This window comes from Roseomonas sp. CECT 9278 (assembly GCF_918698155.1).
Lineage (GTDB): Bacteria > Pseudomonadota > Alphaproteobacteria > Acetobacterales > Acetobacteraceae > Neoroseomonas.
This window is the reverse complement of sequence record NZ_CAKKLX010000014.1, coordinates 40800-57360: the sequence shown is the minus strand read 5'-3', so window position 1 is coordinate 57360 and position 16561 is coordinate 40800. Positions and strand designations below refer to the sequence as shown.

General features: G+C 71.8%; 15 protein-coding genes. 11 read left to right on the top strand and 4 right to left on the bottom strand.

What is annotated here, in order from left to right:
* Positions 1 to 47 precede the first annotated feature (47 nt).
* The 7 genes from LQ222_RS11545 (at position 48) to LQ222_RS11515 (ending at position 8284) form a co-directional block, all read left to right on the top strand.
* The gene (locus tag LQ222_RS11545) at positions 48 to 1028 is read left to right on the top strand and encodes a tripartite tricarboxylate transporter substrate binding protein (RefSeq protein ID WP_230166541.1); all 981 of its coding nucleotides are present in this window, start codon (positions 48 to 50) and stop codon (positions 1026 to 1028) included.
* Entirely contained in the window at positions 1028 to 2011 is a 984-nt protein-coding gene (locus LQ222_RS11540; RefSeq protein ID WP_230166539.1) for a tripartite tricarboxylate transporter substrate binding protein, read from the top strand. Before LQ222_RS11545 ends, LQ222_RS11540 begins: the two co-directional genes overlap by 1 nt.
* Positions 2012 to 2080: 69 nt before the next feature.
* The gene (locus LQ222_RS11535) at positions 2081 to 3655 is read left to right on the top strand and encodes an ABC transporter substrate-binding protein (protein WP_230166537.1); all 1575 of its coding nucleotides are present in this window, start codon (positions 2081 to 2083) and stop codon (positions 3653 to 3655) included.
* On the top strand, positions 3656 to 5071 hold the full coding sequence (locus LQ222_RS11530) for an amidohydrolase family protein (protein WP_230166536.1): 1416 nt from the start codon (positions 3656 to 3658) through the stop codon (positions 5069 to 5071).
* A gap of 182 nt (positions 5072 to 5253) precedes the next feature.
* A complete protein-coding gene (locus LQ222_RS11525) occupies positions 5254 to 6225 on the top strand; it encodes a tripartite tricarboxylate transporter substrate binding protein (RefSeq protein ID WP_230166535.1) in 972 nt (323 codons plus the stop codon).
* 2 nt (positions 6226 to 6227) lie between these two features.
* Complete coding sequence (locus LQ222_RS11520) at positions 6228 to 7379, top strand: mandelate racemase/muconate lactonizing enzyme family protein (protein WP_230166534.1); 1152 nt, start codon at positions 6228 to 6230, stop codon at positions 7377 to 7379.
* Positions 7379 to 8284, top strand: coding sequence for an EamA family transporter (locus tag LQ222_RS11515; protein WP_230166533.1), 906 nt, complete (start codon positions 7379 to 7381; stop codon positions 8282 to 8284). Before LQ222_RS11520 ends, LQ222_RS11515 begins: the two co-directional genes overlap by 1 nt.
* On the opposite strand, the gene LQ222_RS11510 is transcribed toward LQ222_RS11515, so the two are convergent.
* From LQ222_RS11510 to LQ222_RS11500, 3 genes are all read right to left on the bottom strand, one after another.
* Positions 8285 to 8611 carry an NIPSNAP family protein gene (locus LQ222_RS11510; protein WP_230166532.1) on the bottom strand — a complete coding sequence of 109 codons (327 nt, stop codon included), beginning with the start codon at positions 8609 to 8611 and terminating at the stop codon, positions 8285 to 8287.
* Between the two features lie 113 nt (positions 8612 to 8724).
* The gene (locus tag LQ222_RS11505; protein ID WP_230166531.1) at positions 8725 to 10338 is read right to left on the bottom strand and encodes an ABC transporter substrate-binding protein; all 1614 of its coding nucleotides are present in this window, start codon (positions 10336 to 10338) and stop codon (positions 8725 to 8727) included.
* A gap of 78 nt (positions 10339 to 10416) precedes the next feature.
* Complete coding sequence (locus LQ222_RS11500; RefSeq protein ID WP_230166530.1) at positions 10417 to 11388, bottom strand: tripartite tricarboxylate transporter substrate binding protein; 972 nt, start codon at positions 11386 to 11388, stop codon at positions 10417 to 10419.
* A 143-nt stretch (positions 11389 to 11531) separates the two neighbouring features.
* Here LQ222_RS11500 and phnC point away from each other — a divergent pair, with 143 nt between their 5' ends.
* The 4 genes from phnC to phnE (LQ222_RS11480) are packed head-to-tail and all read left to right on the top strand — an operon-like array spanning position 11532 to position 15165.
* On the top strand, positions 11532 to 12332 hold the full coding sequence (gene phnC / locus LQ222_RS11495) for a phosphonate ABC transporter ATP-binding protein (protein ID WP_230166528.1): 801 nt from the start codon (positions 11532 to 11534) through the stop codon (positions 12330 to 12332).
* Between the two features lie 22 nt (positions 12333 to 12354).
* Entirely contained in the window at positions 12355 to 13356 is a 1002-nt protein-coding gene (gene phnD, locus LQ222_RS11490) for a phosphate/phosphite/phosphonate ABC transporter substrate-binding protein (protein WP_230166526.1), read from the top strand.
* 46 nt (positions 13357 to 13402) lie between these two features.
* Positions 13403 to 14311, top strand: a complete 909-nt coding sequence (gene phnE, locus LQ222_RS11485) for a phosphonate ABC transporter, permease protein PhnE (protein WP_230166524.1) — start codon at positions 13403 to 13405, stop codon at positions 14309 to 14311.
* Entirely contained in the window at positions 14308 to 15165 is an 858-nt protein-coding gene (phnE, locus tag LQ222_RS11480) for a phosphonate ABC transporter, permease protein PhnE (RefSeq protein ID WP_230166522.1), read from the top strand. The genes phnE (LQ222_RS11485) and phnE (LQ222_RS11480) overlap by 4 nt, the downstream gene beginning before the upstream one ends.
* Before the next feature lie 81 nt (positions 15166 to 15246).
* On the opposite strand, the gene LQ222_RS11475 is transcribed toward phnE (LQ222_RS11480), so the two are convergent.
* Positions 15247 to 16473, bottom strand: a complete 1227-nt coding sequence (locus LQ222_RS11475; RefSeq protein WP_230166521.1) for an FAD-binding oxidoreductase — start codon at positions 16471 to 16473, stop codon at positions 15247 to 15249.
* Positions 16474 to 16561: the final 88 nt, after the last annotated feature.

Below are 16561 nucleotides of genomic sequence, written 5' to 3'. Positions count from 1 at the left end.
CGCGCGCCGCGCGATGATGCCCGCAAGCACCCTCCGGAGGACGTCCCATGACCCGTCTGACGCGCCGCGCCGCGATCGCGCTGCCGCTCGCCATTCCCGCCACCGCCTTCGCGCAGGATTGGCGCCCGGGGCAGCAGGCGCGGATCGTCGTGCCCGCCGCCCCCGGCGGCACCACCGACGTCATGGCGCGCCTGATCGCCGCCTTCCTGCAGACGCGCTGGGGCAGCCCGGTGGTGGTCGAGAACCGCTCGGGCGGCGGCGGCACCATCGGCACCATGGAGGTGGTGCGCGCCGCCGCCGATGGCCGCCACATGCTGATGGGCAATATCGGCCCGCAGGCGATCGGCTATTCGCTGTTCCGCAACCTGCAATACCGGCCCGACAGCCTCGTGCCGGTCGCCAACGTGATCCGCGGGCCGAACGTGCTGGTGCTGCACCCGTCGGTGCCGGCGCGCACCGTGCCGGAATTCGTCGCCTGGCTGAAGGCGCAGGGCAACCGCGCCTCCTACGGCACCTCGGGCATGGGGCAGTCGCCGCATGTCTCCGGCGTGTGGTTCAACCAGCTGGCCGGCACCCAGGCGGAGGCGGTGCATTTCCGCGGCGCCGGCCCGCTGCTGATCGACCTGCTGGCGGGCAATGTCCAGTTCGCCTTCGACAACCTCACCAGCTCGATCGACCACATCCGCGGCGGTCGCCTGCGCGGCCTGGGCGTGACCAGCGCCGACCGGTCGCCGCAACTGCCCGACCTGCCCGCGATCCGCGAGACCATGCCCGAGCTGGCGTCCTATGACGTCTCGACCTGGTTCGGGCTGTTCATGCCGGCCGCCGCGCCGGCGGATGCGGTGCGGACCGTCAATGCCGAGATCCAGGCGATGCTCGGCGCACCCGACACCCAGGCGCGCTTCGCCCAGATGGGCGGCGTGCCGGCGCCGGGCAGCCCGCAGGACTTCGCCGCCTTCGTGCGCGCCGAAACCGCCAAATGGGCCGAGGTGATCCGCCGCGAGGGCCTGCAGATGGATGCCACGTGATGGCGCGCCTGACCCGCCGCGGCGCGCTGGCCGCGCCATTCGCCGCCCTGCCCGCCGCGGCCCGCGCGCAGGCCTGGCGGCCGGGCCAGCAGGTCCGCATCATCGTGCCCGCCGCGGCCGGCGGCACCACCGACATCATGGCGCGCATCCTCGCGCAGTATCTCCAGCAACGCTGGGGCACGCCGGTGGTGGTCGAGAACCGCGCCGGCGGCGGCGGCACCATCGGCACGCTGGAGATGGTGCGCGCGCGCCCCGACGGCACCACGCTGATGCTGGGCAATATCGGACCGCAGGCGATCGCCTATTCGCTGTTCCGGAACCTGCCCTATCGCGCCGAGCAGATCACGCCCATCGCCGGCACCATCCGCGGGCCCAACGTGCTGGTGGTGAACCCGAACGTGCCCGCGCGCACGGTGGCGGAGCTGGCGGCGCTGCTGCGCGCGCGGCCGGGTGAGATTCCCTATGCCTCGACCGGCGTGGGGCAATCGACGCATCTCTCGCCGGTGCTGATGCTGCAATTGCTGAACGCGCAGGCGATCCACGTGCCGCATCGCGGATCCGCCCCCGCGCAGATCGAGATCCTGGGCGGCAATGTCGCGTTCCTGATCGACAACCTGACCGGCATCATCGGCCATATCCAGGCCGGGCGCGTGCGCGCCCTGGCGGTGACCAGCGCCCAGCGCCACCCGCTGCTGCCCGATGTGCCGGCGATGCGCGAGACCATGCCGGAACTCGCCACCTACGACGTCAACACCTGGTTCGGCCTGTTCGGCCCCGCCGCCTTGCCGGCCGAGATCGTCAACAGCCTGAATGCCGAGGTGATGGCGCTGCTCGCCCTGCCCGACACCCAGCGCCGCTTCGCCGAACTGGGTGGCGTGGGCATGCCCGGCAACGCCGACGCCTTCGCCGCTTTCGTGCGCAGCGAGATCGCGAAATGGGCGGAGGTGATCCGCAAGGAAGGCCTGCAGCTCGATGCCGGCTGACATGCCAGGTTGACGCCAGCGCGCCGGCGGCCTGAGCCTGTCGGCCACACCGACCCGGAGGCCACGACCATGCGCCTGATCCCCGCCGCCGCGATGGGCCTGATGCTGGCCGCCGCCCCGCCTGCCCTGGCGCGCAACTTCACCTGGTCCTTCGCGGCGGACATCCTGACGCTGGACCCGCATTCGTCGAACAACACCTTCACGAACGCCTTCCTCGACAACGTGTTCGAATCGCTGGTGCGGCACAATCCGCGGCTGGAGCTGGAACCCTCGCTGGCCGCGCGATGGGAGGTCGTCTCGCCGACGGTGTGGCGCTTCCATCTGCGCGAGGGCGTGCGCTTCCACGGCGGCGAGAGCTTCGGCGCCGAGGACGTGGTGTTCTCCTGGCAGCGGCTGAACACGCCCGGCGCGCTGGCGCGTGGCGTGCTGGGTGGCGTCATCAAGGAGGTCCGCGCCACCGGCCCGCTGACCGTCGAGATCGAGACGCAGCGCCCCTTCCCCATCCTGCTGAACGCGCTGACCCAGATGCACATCCTGGACAGCGGCTGGGCGGCGGCGAACAACGCGACGGCCGCGACCAACCTGTCGCAGCGCGAGGAAGGGGCGGCCACGCGCACGCCCAACGGCACCGGCCCCTTCCGGGTCCGCTCGCGCGAGGTCGAGGGCGCAACCGTGCTGGTGCCCCATGCCGGCTGGTGGGACACCCCGCAGCACAACCTGACCGAGGTGACCTTCCGGCCCATCCGCAACGCCGCGACACGCACCGCCGCGCTGCTCGGCGGGCAGATCGACGCGCTGGTGGAGCTGCCCATCCAGGACATCCCGCGCGTCGAGGGCACTGCCGGGCTGCAGGTCGTGCAGGGGCCGGAGCTGCGGACCATCTACCTCGGCTTCGACCATCATCGCGACGAGCTGGTCTATTCCGACGTGCGCGGCCGCAACCCGCTGCGCGACATCCGCGTGCGGCGCGCGATCTACCAGGCGATCGACGTCGAGTCGCTGCGCCGGTCGGTGATGCGGAACAATTCCTGGGTGGCCGGCACCATGGCGAGCCCCTTCCTGTCCGGCGCGCCGGCCGACATCAACACGCGGACCTTCCCCTACGACCCCGACGCCGCGCGCCGCCTGCTGGCCGAGGCCGGCTACGCGGATGGCTTCTCGATCGGCCTGGCCTGCCCGAATGACCGCTACGTGTACGACGAGCGGCTGTGCATCGCGATCTCGGGCATGCTGAGCCGCGTCGGCATCCGCGTCATTCCGCAATTCGAGACGCTGAACGTCTGGTCGCGGCGGATCAATGCGCTGGACGTGTCGATGTTCATGCTGGGCCATGCCGGGCTGCCGCTGGCGGACAGCTATTCCACGCTGTCGGAGGTGCTGCGCACGCGCACCGCGACCACCGCCGGGCTGAATGTTGGCCGCTGGTCGAACGCCGAATTCGACGCGCTGGTCGACCGCGTGGCCGAGGAAGGCGACGAGACGCGCCGCCGCGCCCTGATCCGCGAGGCGCTGCTGGTCGAGAAGCGCGAGGTCGCCCACGTGCCGCTGCACCAGCAGCCGGTGGTCTGGGCGGCGCGGCGGAACATCGAACTCGCGCAGTCGCCGGACAACCGGCTGAGGCTGCGCCATGTGCGGGTGAATTGAATGGCCGATCTTCTGGTTTCCGGCGGCACCGTCATCTCGATGGACGGTGCGCGCCGGGTGATTCCCGACGGCGCCGTTGCGGTGACGGGCGACACCATCGTCGCGGTCGGCCCACGCGCCGAGGTCGAGGCCGCGCACGCCGCGCCCAAGCGCATCGATGCACGCGGCAAGGCCATCCTGCCCGGGCTGATCGACGGCCACGCCCATGCCGGGCACGGGCTGGTCAAGACCATGGGCAGCGGTGATTCCACCGCCTGGTCGGAAGCCTGCCGGATCATCTACACCCTCGCCTCGCCGCCTGAATTCTGGCGGGCGGAGGCCGCGCTCGCGGCGCTGGAACAGCTGAAGTTCGGCATCACCACATCGGTGATGCTGCTGGGCGGCGGCGATTCCATCGGCCGCGTGGACGACCCGGCGCATGGCGATGCGCATGTGGCCGGCGTGAACGCCATCGGCATCCGCCGCATCATGGTGCTGGGCCCGACGCGCCCGCCCTTCCCGCGCCCCTATCGCGGCGTGGACGGCACGGTGCGCGACGTGCCCTTCGACCAGCAGGCCGAGGCCATCGCCGCGCTGGTGGAACGCCACCACGGCCGCGGCCGCATCACCTGCGCGACGCTGATGCCAGTCTATCGCGAAGCCACGCACGACGCCGCCAAGGTGGCCGAGATCGAGAAGCAGGGCCGCGTCATCCGCGACATCGGCACCAAGGCAGGGGCGCTGTTCCACCAGGACGGCCATCGCGGCGGGTCCATCGAGCTGGCGGACCGCATGTTCGGCCTGCTCGGCCCCGATGCCTGGCTGTCGCATTGCACCGACCTGACCGAGGCCGACATCGCGACGCTGGTGAAGACCGGCACCTCCGTGGTGCACAACCCGTCCGCCATCGCGGCGGTGCGCGGCTTCTGCCCGGCCATCGCCATGATGGATGCGGGCGTGACGGTCATGCTGGGCAGCGACGGCACCGCGCCCGACCGCAGCACGGACATGTTCCGCCACATGTTCCAGGCCATGCGCTACCACCAGCGCGCCGCGCGCGACGAGGCCGTGCTGCCGCCAGGCAAGGCGCTGGAGATGATCACCATCGACGCCGCGAAGGGCCTCGGCATGGCCGACCGCGTCGGCAGCCTCGAGGTCGGCAAGCAGGCCGACATCATCACCGTGGACCTGAACGCCCCGCACATGCTGCCGGCCAACATGCCGGTGCATCGCGTGGTGTATTTCGCCAATGGCCACGACGTGCGCGACGTGGTGGTGGCCGGCGACATCCTCATGCGCGACCGCGTGCTGCCGCATGTGGACGAAGCCGCGGTGCGCGACGACGCCAACGCCGCCACCACCGCGATGCTGGCGCAGGCGGGCCTGTCCGCGATGGTCGTCGAAGATCCGGGCTGGGGGCGCACGCGGCGCGGCTGAGGTTGCGGGGCGTGCAGGGCATCGCCGCGGCCGCGCGCAGCCACCGGCCAGGCAGGCGGTGACGATACGGGGTGGCGCAGACGCGTGTTGCGGCGGCATCCCGCCCGCCCGGCGCAGCCACGCCGCGCATTGAACGCCGGCGCGCTTCGGGCCACGCTGCGTCGCCTCCGGAGGAACGAGACATGACGCACCGCCGCACCCTTCTCGCGGCCGCCGCCGGCGGGCTTGCCTTGCCGGCGCTGGCCCAGGCGCCCTGGCCGACGCGCCCGGTGCGACTGATCCTGCCCGACACGCCCGGCAGCGGGAACGACACGACGGCGCGACTGTTTGCCCCGCTGCTGGAAGCAGCACTCGGCCAGCCCTTCGTGATCGACAACCGCGGCGGCGCCGGCGGGCGCATCGGCGTCGAGGCCGCCTTCCGCAGCCCGCCCGACGGCTATTCCCTGTTGCTCGGCAATGCCGGTTCGAACGGGATCAACGCGGCGATCTACCGCGACCTGCCGTATGACCTGACGAATGCCTTCGATCCTGTCTCGCTGCTGGTGACCGGGCCGAATGCGCTGATCGTCAACCCACGCGTGCTGCCGGTGGCCAGTGTCGCGGAGCTGATCGCCACGGCGCGCGCGCGGCCGGGCGGCCTGAACTACGCCTCGGCCGGGGTGGGGTCCTCGGCGCATATGAACATGGAGTTGTTCAAGTCCCAGGCCGGGCTCGACATCGTGCACGTGCCGTACCGGGGCGCGCCGGCGCTGGTGCAGGCGGTGATCGCCGGCGAGGCGCCGCTCGCCTTCGGCAACCTGGTCAATGTCATGCCGCAGGTCCGCAGCGGCGAGGTGAAGCTGCTGGCCGTGACCTCCATGACGCGCCTGGCCGACCTGCCGGACACGCCGACCGTGCACGAGAGCGGCCTGCCGGGCTTCGAGACCGTGGCCTGGAACGGCCTGCTGGCGCCGAAGGGCACGCCAGCCCCGGTGCGCGAGCGCCTGTTGGCGGAACTGGTGAAGCTGCGCCCGAACGCGCAGCTGGCCGATCGCATCCGATTGCTCGGCGGCACGCTGGTGGTCTCCTCCCCCGCCGAGTTCCAGCAGCGGATCGACGCCGACATCGCGCAGTGGAAGCGCCTGGCCGCCGGCGCGAACATCACGGCGCAATAGGGATGCGCATCGCTTCGCTCGACTTCCTCGGCGTCAATGTCACGCCCAAGACCAACTGGTCCTTCCTGCTGGTGCGCACCGACTGCGGGCACACCGGCATCGGCGAATGCACGCTGTCCAACCAGGAGGCGCTGCTGGCGGCCGAGGCCGCGCGCCTCGCCGCCAATGTGGCCGGCGCGGATGCCGGGCAGCGCAACCGCATCGCGCGGCTGATCCCCCATGCGCCAGGCGGGCTGGTGGCACATGCGTTGCTGTCGGCCTTCGAACAGGCGCTGTGGGACCTGGCGGGGCAGGATGCCGGCCGCCCGATCCATGCGCTGCTCGGCGGTGCGTTGCGCGATGCGGTGCCGCTCTATGCGAACATCAATCGCGGCGCCAATCCGCGCACGCCGGAGGGCTTCGCCGCCGCCGCCACGCGCGCGGTGGCGGACGGCTTCCGCGCCGTGAAGCTCGCCCCCTTCGAGCCCCTGGTGTGGGAGGACGCGGCCGACGCATCGCAGCGCGCGGCGTATGACCAGGGCCTGGCGCGCATCGCCGCGGTGCGCGATGCGGTGGGCCCCGGCATCGACGTGATGGTGGACGCGCATTGGCGCTTTTCGCCCGGCGGCGCGGCGCGGCTGGTGCGCGATGTCGCGGCATACGGCCTGTTCTGGCTGGAATGCCCGGTCAGCGAGGCGAACCACCCCGAGATCCGCCGCATCCGATCCATGGCGAATGACCGCGGCATGCGCCTCGCGGGCGCGGAGACGCTGGCCGGGCTCGCGGCCTATCGCCCGCTGATCGAGACCGGCTGCTACGACGTGCTGATGCCCGACATCAAATACGCCGGCGGGCACGAGGAAATCCGCCGCATCGCCGCGCTGGCGCAGACCGCGGGCATCGAGATCGCGCCGCACAACCCGACGGGCCCGATCTGCCACGCGCATTCGGTGCAGCTCTGCGCGACCCTGCCGAACCTGTTGCCGCTGGAAGTGCAGTTCGGCGAGACCGACCGCTTCTTCACGCTGGTGGGCGGCCACGACCTGCGCTTCGACCGCGGCGCCGCCACGCTGCCCGCATCGCCCGGCCTGGGCAGCGCGATCGACGAGGCCGGCGCGCGCCTCACCCCCTGGCAGCCCATGCCCAGACCCTGGCTCGACCCGAGGCTCGGCTGATGCCCGTCTGGGTTGCCGCGACGCTGCTCGCAGGGCTGTTCCAGACCTGGCGGACGGCGTTGCAGCAGCGGCTGCGCGGGCAGCTCAGCGTGAATGCGGCGGCGGTGGTGCGCTACCTGTACGGCGTGCCGGTGGGCATCGCGCTGGTGGCGCTGTATCTCGCGATCTTCGGCGGCAGCCTCTCGGCGCCGACGCCGACCTACCTGGTGTTCTGCGCGCTGGGCGGGCTGGGGCAGATCATCGGGACGAACCTGCTGATCATGTCCTTCGGGCAGCGCGGCTTCGCGGTCGGCACGGCCTATTCCAAGACCGAGGCGGTGCAGGCCGCGCTGATCGCGCTGGTATTCCTGGGCGAGTCCTTCGGGCTGCTGTCCTGGGCGGGCATCGCGGTGTCCGTGGGGGGCACGCTGTATCTGTCGCTCGCCGGGCGGGTGGCGTCGCTGCGCGATGTCGCGGCCGCCACGGCGCAGCCGAGCGCGCTCTATGGCCTGGGCGCCGGCCTGGCCTTCGCGCTGTGTGCGCTGGCGATCCGCGAGGCGACCCAGGCGCTGGACGGACCTGACGCCACGCTGCGCGCGCTGGAGACGCTGGTGGTGATCAACGTGATGCAGACGCTGATGCAGGGGTCGTGGCTGTTGGCGACGGAACGCCGGTCGATCCCGGACCTGTTCCGCACCTGGCGGTCCTCGGCGCAGGTCGGCGCGCTGTCGGCGATGGGATCGGCCTGCTGGTTCACCGGCTTCGCCTATGCGCCGGTCGCGCTGGTGCGCGCGGTGGGTCAGGTCGAGATCCTGTTCACCCTGCTGTTCAGCCGCTTCTTCCTGCGCGAACGCATGAAGCGCAGCGACGTGATCGGCGCGCTGGTGGTGGTGGCGGGCGTGGTACTGGTGCTGCTGGGGCGCTGATCAGCCCCGCTGCGCCGCGAAGAATGTCGTCGGCTTCACGATGCGGTTCTCCATGCTGACCAGGATGCCGCGCCGGCCGACCTCGGCCAGGTAGTCGCCCCAGGCCGGGTCGGCGGCCATGGCGGCGCGGCGGCGCTCGCGATCCGCCTGGTCGGCATAGCCCCACATGTGGACGATGGTGTTCAGCGCGCCCTCGATGGTGGTGTACCAGCCCACGCAATTGCCGAGGTGCTTCTGCTGGATCGGCCAGCCCTTTTCCTCGTACAGCGCGACGAACTCCGCCACGCGGTTGGGCAGGCAGGTGTAGATCCGCAGGTCGACGATCATGGCGGGGGCTCCTCGACGGGCCGGCGTGACGGTGCCGGCGCCGGCGGCGGGCCCGATCCGCCGGCCGGCGCCATCACGTGGGAGACCGATCGCCCCGGGGCGATCGCGCGGCGCTACTGCACGTTCACCCGCGTCAGGTCGACGAACCAGGACTGCACGGGGGTGAAGCCGGTCACCCGGCGGCTCATGGCCCGCGGGTTCAGGTCATGCACGATCCACAGCCAGGGCGGGTTGTCCACCAGCCGTTCATGCGCGGTGCGCAGCAGCGCAGCCTGGCGCGCCGGATCGCGTTCGGTCTCCAGCGCGGCGAAGGCGGCGTCGAACTGTTCATCCCGCCAATGCCCGGCATTGGACCCGCGCGGCGAGAAATTGGCGCTGATGAACCACCGCGCCATCTGCGACGGGTCGGACGACACCAGCGAGATGTTCACCGCATCCGCGCGCAGCCATTGCGGCTGGTCGGGTGCCGCGCGCAGCGCGCCGAGCAGCGTGTTCCACTCCACCACCTCGAAGTTCACGCGCACGCCGCAGTTTTCCTGGAGCGATTGCTGCAGGAACTCGTTCATCGGCAGCGGCAGCATCTGGCCCGAGCCGGAATTCGAGATGCCGATCCGCACCGTCAGCGGCCGGGCCGCGGTGTGCCCGGCCTCGGCCAGCAACGCACGCCCGCGCGCGGGATCGAGGCGATAGCGATGCGTCGGATTGCCGAAATTCGGATCATTCGGCTTGAAGAAGCCGACCGAGGGTTCCGCCGTGCCGTTCAGCAGCGTCACCATGCCCGCGCGGTCGAAGCAGTAGTTCAGCGCCTGGCGCACGCGCACGTCAGCCACCGGGCTGCCGTCGCGCCCGACCGCGAAAACCCAGGGCCAGACATGCGGGTAGGACCCCGTCACCACGTTGAAGCCGGCCTGCCGCAGCGAGGGGATGGCGTCGGGCGGCGGCACCTCGATCCAGTCGACCTGGTTCGACCGCAGCGCCGCCAGGCGCGTATTCGCCTCGGGCATCGGCAGCAGCAGGATGCGATCGACCTGCGCGCGCCCCTGCGCGTTCCAGTAGCCGTCGTTGCGCGTCAGCTCCGCGGATTGCCGCGGCACGAAGCGCGACAGCCGGAACGGCCCGGTCCCCGCCGGCGGCAGCGCCGCCACGCGGCCCCAGTCACGCCCGCCGGCCTCGAAGGATTGCGGCGAGGTCAGCATGATGTAGGTGACCAGGTAGGGCCAGTACGAGACCGGCCGCGTGGTGGTCAGTTCCACGGTGAAGTCATCCACCTTGCGGTAGGATTCCAGCACGGGGATGCGCCCGCGCGCGATGGCGCTGCCGGTGGCGTCGAATTGCGGGCTGTCGTTGCGGAAATAGCGATCCAGGTTCCACACCACCGCATCGGCGTTGAACGCCGTGCCGTCGTGGAAGGTCACGCCGCGGCGCAGGTGGAAGCGCCACACCTTGGGGTCGTTGGCGTCCTGCTCCCAGCGCTCGGCCAGGCCCGGGCGCAGGCCCGCGACGCGGTCGCCGCTGCTCAGGTCCCACAGCACCAGGGATTCGAAGACCGGGTAGCCGAGGAACCGCACGCCCTCGAAGCCGTTATTGGGCATGCCGGTGGTGGTCGGCACGTCGGTCGCGGTCATGGCGATGCGCAGCGTGCGCGGCTGCTGCGCCAGCGCGGCGCCGGCGGACGCCGCGAAGGCGCCGGCCAGGATGCCGGCTGCCAGGCGTGAAGTCGGTGTCATCGGCCTCTCCCATTGCGCGGGTGCAGCACCCGCGGGCCGCGAGCCTAGCAAGTATCGCGCCCGCGCGAAGGCCCCGGGCTATTCCGGCCGGATATTCTGCTCGCGAATGAGGCGGCCCCACATCTGCGTTTCCTCCACGAGGGTACGGCGCAGTGCGGCATCGTCGCCGGTCGTGAGCGCCACGCCCTGTTCGGCCATGCGCGCGACCAGGCTGGGGTCGCTGGTCGCCTCGCGCAGCGCGGCACCGGCGCGCGCGACGATGGGCGCGGGCAGGCCGGCCGGGCCGAACAACCCCTGCCAGAACACGCCGTCGAAATCGGCCAGCGTGTCGGCGAGCGGCGGCAGGTCGGGCATCGCCGTGGCGCGTTGCTTCGAGGAGATCGCGAGCGCGCGCGTCGCGCCCTCGCGCACCGCCGGCAGTGCCTCCTGCACCGCGTTGAACATGCCCTGGATGCGCCCCGCCCGCAGGTCGAGCAGCGCCGCCGCGCCGCCGCGATAGGGCACGTGCACCACGTCGATCCCGGCGCGCGCGCGGAACAGTTCGAGGCACAGGTGGTTCACCGCCCCGGTGCCCGACGACCCGAAATTCATCTTCCCCGGATTGGCCCTGGCATAGGCGATCAGCTCCGCCGCACTGCGCGCCGGCACGGAAGGGTGCACGTGCAGCACGAAGGCGGTGCGGAACACCGTGCCGATCGGCGTCAGCTCCGCCATCGGGTCGCGGGGCGTCAGGGTCGGCTGCAAGGCCGGGTTGATCGCCAGGGTCGAGGTGCCCATCAGCAGCGTGTAGCCATCCGGGCGCGCCTGCGCGACGGCGGTATTCGCCACGGCTGTCGCGGCCCCCGGGCGGTTCTCCAGCACCACCGTCTGGCCCAGCCCGCGGCCCAGGCGTTCGCAGACCGCGCGGGAGGCGAAGTCGGTCACGCCGCCCGGCGGATAGCCCAGCAGCACGGCAATGGTGCGCGACGGCCAGGCATCCTGCGCGCGGGCCGTTCCAGCCATGGCGGGCAGCACGAACGGGGCGGCGAGAAGGGCGCGGCGGGTGGTCATGGCAGTCCTCCGGTTCTGGTTGCGCGCATGGTGCCGCCCGGGGCGCGGCGCAGCAACCACGCGGCGACTTGTGGTGGTCATGCAGGTGTCATCTCGGCGTCATCTCACGCTGCTACTGCCGCGGCGCAGCAGGGCGGGTGCGAATGCTCGAGATCGAGGGACTGACGCGCCGCTTCGGCGCCAAGACCGCCGTGGACGGCGTGACGCTGTCGATCGGCGCCGGGCAGATGGTGGGCGTGATCGGCCGCTCCGGCGCCGGCAAGTCGACCATGCTGCGCATGATCAACCGGCTGACCGACCCGTCCGAAGGCCGCGTGCGCTTCGAAGGCACCGACGTGACCGCGCTGCGCGGCCAGGCGCTGCGCGACTGGCGCATGCGCTGCGCCATGATCTTCCAGCAGTTCAACCTGGTGCAGCGGCTCGATGTGCTGACCAACGTGCTGGTCGGGCGGCTGAACCGCCGGCCGATGCTTTCCTCGCTGCTGCGGATGTTCACCGCCGAGGAACGCGCCATGGCGCTGGCCGCGCTGGATCGCTTCGACCTGGCCGAGACCGCCCTGCAGCGCGCCGACACGCTGTCGGGCGGGCAGCAGCAGCGTGTCGCGATCGCCCGCGCGCTGCTGCAGGAACCGCGCATCATCCTGGCCGACGAACCCATCGCGAGCCTTGATCCGCGCAACGCACGCACCGTGATGGACGCGCTGCGCGGCGTGAACCGCGACGGCATCACCGTGCTGGTCAACCTGCACGACCTGACCACGGCGCGCGAGTATTGCGGGCGCATCGTCGCGCTGAACGCCGGGCGCGTGGTGTTCGACGGCCCGCCCGAGACCCTGACCGCCCAGCGCATCCGCGAGGTCTATGGCGTCAGCGAGGCCGAATTCGCCGAGGAAGCCGCCGCTGCCGTCGGCGCCCCGCCGCCGCGCCAGGCCGTGCCCGCCTGATCCGCCGAGAAGGAAAACGCCCATGATCACCCGCCGTACGCTTGCCGGGCTTGCCGCCGGCGCCGCCCTGACGCCCGCCCTGGCGCGCGCCCAGGCCGCCTGGAACCCCCGCCGCACCGAGAGCTTCACCGACGGCTTCCCCGCCGCCGGCCGCCGCCCCTGGGTCGACCAGGTGCCGCAGTTGCGCGTCGGCCTGCTGGGCGGCGAAAACGAGGCCGACCGGCTCGGCCGCTTCGGCGCCTATCGCGAATTGCTCGAACGCACCTTCGGCGTGCCGACGCGGCTGTTCCCGGCTTCCGACTACGCCGGCGTGCAGCAGGCCTTCAGCGCGAAGCAGATCGAGATCGCCGCGCTCGGTGCCTCGGCCTATGCCGGCGCCTGGCTCGACACCAATGGCGGCGTCGAACCCCTGCTGACCGCGCAGGAGGCCGACGGCTCCATCTCCTACGTCGCGGTGATGATCACCCGCGCCGATTCCGGCATCACGAACCTCGAGCAGATGCGCGGCAAGTCGCTGGCCTGGGCCGACCCCAACTCGACCTCGGGCTACCTGATCCCGCGCTTCGCGCTGCGCCGCGCCGGCATCGCGGTGGACGGCACTGCGTACTTCTCGCGCACCGGCTTCGGCGGCGGGCATGAACAGGCGGTGGTGGCGGTGGTGCAGCGGCAATACGACGCCGCGGTCACCTGGGCCTCGGGCCAGGGCGACGTCAACCAGGGCTACACGCGCGGCAACCTGCGCGCCATGGTCGACAAGGGCATGCTGAACATGCGCGACATGCGCATCATCTGGACCAGCGAGCCGATCGTGAACGGCCCGCACACCGCGCGCACCGACCTGCCGGCCGCCTTCAAGGAGGACTGGAAGCGCTTCCACCTGGCGCTGCCCACCGCGCACCCGGAGATCTACCGCCAGGTCGAGCGCGGCGCCGGCACCGGCTACCGTGAGGTTCGCCACGCCGACTACGAGCTGATCGTCGAGATCCGCCGCGAGGAAGCCGCCGCGCGTCGTCGCCGGACCTGACCATGCCGCGGCCGGACATGCTGCGAACGTTGCCCGGCCGCATCGCATGAGCGAGGGCGCCGCCTACGCCACCGGCCTGCCCGCGGTGATCCGCGGCGAGGAAGCCTTCCTCGCCGCGCGCCGCGAAAGGCGCGTGCAGGCGCTGCTCGGGCTTGTCGTGCTGATCGCCTGCCTCGCCACCGCCGGCTGGGTCAGCGAGGTGCATCCCGCCACGCTCTGGGCCGGGCTGCCGCGCATCGGCGAATACTTCGCCCGCATCCTGCCCGACCTGCGCTGGGACGCGCTGTTGGCCAATGCCGAGACCGAGGGCTCGCTCGCCTTCTGGATGTACCGCCTGCCGGAATGGGCGTGGCTGATCCTCGAGACGGCGAACATGGCCGCGCTGGCCACGCTGATGGGCTCGGTCTTCGCGCTGGTCTTCGCCTTCCCCGCCGCGCGCAACGTCGCGCCCTCGGGCCTGGTGTATCACGCGACGCGCCGCTTCCTCGAAGCCCTGCGCACGGTGCCCGAGATCGTCTATGCGCTGATCTTCGTCTGGGCCTTCGGCATCGGCCCGCTGGCGGGCATCCTGGCCATCGCGCTGCATTCCGCGGGCGCCAACGGCAAGCTGTTCGCGGAAGCCATCGAGAACGCCGACCTGCGACCATGGGAAGCGGTGCGCGCCGCCGGCGGGTCCTGGGCGATGGGCTGCCGCTACGCGATCCTGCCGCAGGTGCTGCCCAACATCCTGTCCTACGTGCTGCTGCGCTTCGAGGTGAACATCCGCTCGGCCAGCGTGATCGGCTTCGTCGGCGCCGGCGGGGTGGGCGAGGAGCTGTATAAGGTGATCTCGTTCAACTACTACGAGGAGATCAGCGCCATCGTGCTGCTGATCATCCTCACCGTCTCCTGTGTCGACCTGCTGTCCGAACGCCTGCGCCACGCGGCGATCGGGCGGCTGGAGGCGGCGAGATGAGCGCCCTACGCGCATCCGGCGAGATGAACGCCGACATCGCCGCCTGGCGTGCGCGCATGCCCGCCGCCTTCGGCGCCACGCCGGCGCAGCGCGCGCTGCGCGTGGCAGGCTGGACGCTGTTCGCCGGCTGGCTGGCGGGTGCGCTGTGGTGGTTCGACTTCTCCCCCACCCGGCTATGGAACGGCCTGTCGGGCCTGGGCACCATCATCGTGCTGATGGTGCCGCCCTCGCCAGGCGAGCAATGGGTCGAGATCCTGAAGGGCATGGCCGAGAGCGTCGCCATGGCCTTCCTGGGCACCTTCCTGGCCGCCATCGTCGCCATCCCGCTCGGCTTCCTCGGCGCGCGCAACATCGTCACGGCCACGCTGTGGCGCTTCTCGCTGCGCCGGGTCCTCGATGGCTTCCGCGGCGTCGACCAGCTGATCTGGGCGCTGGCCTATGTGCGCGCGGTGGGGCTCGGGCCGCTGGCCGGCGTGCTCGCGATCTTCACCGCCGATATCGCCGTGCTGGCGAAGCTGTATGCCGAAGCCATCGAGAATGCCGAGAAGAAGCAGGCCGAGGGCGTGGTTGCCGCCGGCGGCGGGCGGCTCGCGTCCATCCGCTTCGGCATCCTGCCGCAGGTGGCGCCGGTCATGCTGGCGCAGGCGCTGTATTTCTTCGAAAGCAACACGCGATCGGCCACCATCCTGGGCGTGGTCGGCGCCGGCGGCATCGGGTTGCAGATCGCCGAGCGCATCCGCGTGCGCCACTGGGACGAGGTCGCCTTCATCATCATCCTGATGATCGTGACCGTCGCGGTGATCGACTTCATCTCCGGCCGCATCCGGCGCCGCCTGATCGGCGCCACGCGCTGAGGCGCGGCGCGCTCGGCGCCGTTCGAGCATGCGGGTGCGGCGCCGCGGACGGCGCCGGCCGACGCATGCGCCAACGGATCCTCAGCCGAAGCCGAAAATATCCGCGTCCGGGTCCGCCAGCCCCTGCAGCGCGCGGCTGATCATCTGCGCCGCGATCATGCTGAAGGTGATCCCGTTGCCGCCATAGCCGAGGGCCGCGTAGCAGCCCGGCATGTCCGGCACCGCGCCGATCGCCGGCAGGCCGGTGCTGCTCTGGCCGAAGCAGCCGGCCCAGGTGAAGTCGGGCGTCCAGTCCACCCAGGGCATCAGCCTGGCGGCCTTCGCCTGCAACCGCGCGACCTTGCGCGGGATCAGCCGGTCGCGGCGCTCGGCGTCGGCGAATTCCTCGTCCTCGCCACCCAGGATGATGCGCCCGTCCGGCGTGCTGCGGATGTACAGATACGGGTCGGCGGCTTCCCAGATCAGCGACCGGCCGGGCCAGATCGCATCAGGCTGCGGCCGCGTGGCCAAGGCCCAGGTCGAGATGATCGAATGGCCGCGCGGGCGCAGCGCCGGCGAGACCTCGTAGCCGGTCGCATGCACCACGGCGCGGGCGCGGAAGGTGCTGCCCTGCGCCGTGGCCAGGCGCAGCCCGCCGCGGCGCGGCGCGATGTCGGCGATGTCCACCGGCGCGAAAAGCTGCGCGCCGCGCGCCTGCGCCGACCGCCACAGACCGCGCGTCAGGCGCGCCGGGTCGGCCTCGGCGGCGCCATGGGAGATGATGGCGCCGGGCCGCTCGATCCCGCACAGCGCATGCAGCGCGGCGCGGTCGACATGGCGCGACCGCAGGCCGATGCGCGCCCGCGCCTCGGCTTCCTCGCGCAGCGCGGTGGCGTTCAGCACATTGCCGGGCAGGTAGATCGTATCGCGCTCGCGCATGCCGCAACGCAGGTCGAGGTCGGCCACGCGCGCGCGCAGCTGGTCCACCGCGGCAGCCGACCGCCACCATGCGCGCGCGGCGCGTTCGCGGCCGATCTTGCGCGACAGGATCGTGAGCGGCTGGTCGATCTCGAATTGCAGCAGCGCCGTGCTGGCGGGGGTGGACCCGGCCACCAGGCCGCGCCGGTCGAACACCGCCACGCCGCGCCCGGCCTGCAACAGGGCATCGGCGATCAGCGCGCCGGAAATGCCCCCGCCGATGATCGCGACATCGACCGCCAGGCCGTCCGGCACGGCCTGCGCCCGCGGCGCGGCCGCGCCATCCGCGAGCCAGACGGGCGTGCCCGTGCGAAGGTCACGCGTGGTCGACGGCTTTCGGGGTCTTGCCATGCCCGTGCAACGCCGCCGGCGCGCCAGGGTTTCGCGCGATGCCCGCCGCCGCACCAGCGCGGCGCTGCCTGGCCGGCGCGCGGCCCGC

Coding starts and splice junctions, on each gene's coding strand:
- LQ222_RS11545 (WP_230166541.1), top strand. CDS start 48: ATGACCCGTCTGACGCGCCGCGCCGCGATCGCGCTGCCGCTCGCCATT.
- LQ222_RS11540 (WP_230166539.1), top strand. CDS start 1,028: ATGGCGCGCCTGACCCGCCGCGGCGCGCTGGCCGCGCCATTCGCCGCC.
- LQ222_RS11535 (WP_230166537.1), top strand. CDS start 2,081: ATGCGCCTGATCCCCGCCGCCGCGATGGGCCTGATGCTGGCCGCCGCC.
- LQ222_RS11530 (WP_230166536.1), top strand. CDS start 3,656: ATGGCCGATCTTCTGGTTTCCGGCGGCACCGTCATCTCGATGGACGGT.
- LQ222_RS11525 (WP_230166535.1), top strand. CDS start 5,254: ATGACGCACCGCCGCACCCTTCTCGCGGCCGCCGCCGGCGGGCTTGCC.
- LQ222_RS11520 (WP_230166534.1), top strand. CDS start 6,228: ATGCGCATCGCTTCGCTCGACTTCCTCGGCGTCAATGTCACGCCCAAG.
- LQ222_RS11515 (WP_230166533.1), top strand. CDS start 7,379: ATGCCCGTCTGGGTTGCCGCGACGCTGCTCGCAGGGCTGTTCCAGACC.
- LQ222_RS11510 (WP_230166532.1), bottom strand. CDS start 8,611: ATGATCGTCGACCTGCGGATCTACACCTGCCTGCCCAACCGCGTGGCG.
- LQ222_RS11505 (WP_230166531.1), bottom strand. CDS start 10,338: ATGACACCGACTTCACGCCTGGCAGCCGGCATCCTGGCCGGCGCCTTC.
- LQ222_RS11500 (WP_230166530.1), bottom strand. CDS start 11,388: ATGACCACCCGCCGCGCCCTTCTCGCCGCCCCGTTCGTGCTGCCCGCC.
- phnC (WP_230166528.1), top strand. CDS start 11,532: ATGCTCGAGATCGAGGGACTGACGCGCCGCTTCGGCGCCAAGACCGCC.
- phnD (WP_230166526.1), top strand. CDS start 12,355: ATGATCACCCGCCGTACGCTTGCCGGGCTTGCCGCCGGCGCCGCCCTG.
- phnE (WP_230166524.1), top strand. CDS start 13,403: ATGAGCGAGGGCGCCGCCTACGCCACCGGCCTGCCCGCGGTGATCCGC.
- phnE (WP_230166522.1), top strand. CDS start 14,308: ATGAGCGCCCTACGCGCATCCGGCGAGATGAACGCCGACATCGCCGCC.
- LQ222_RS11475 (WP_230166521.1), bottom strand. CDS start 16,473: ATGGCAAGACCCCGAAAGCCGTCGACCACGCGTGACCTTCGCACGGGC.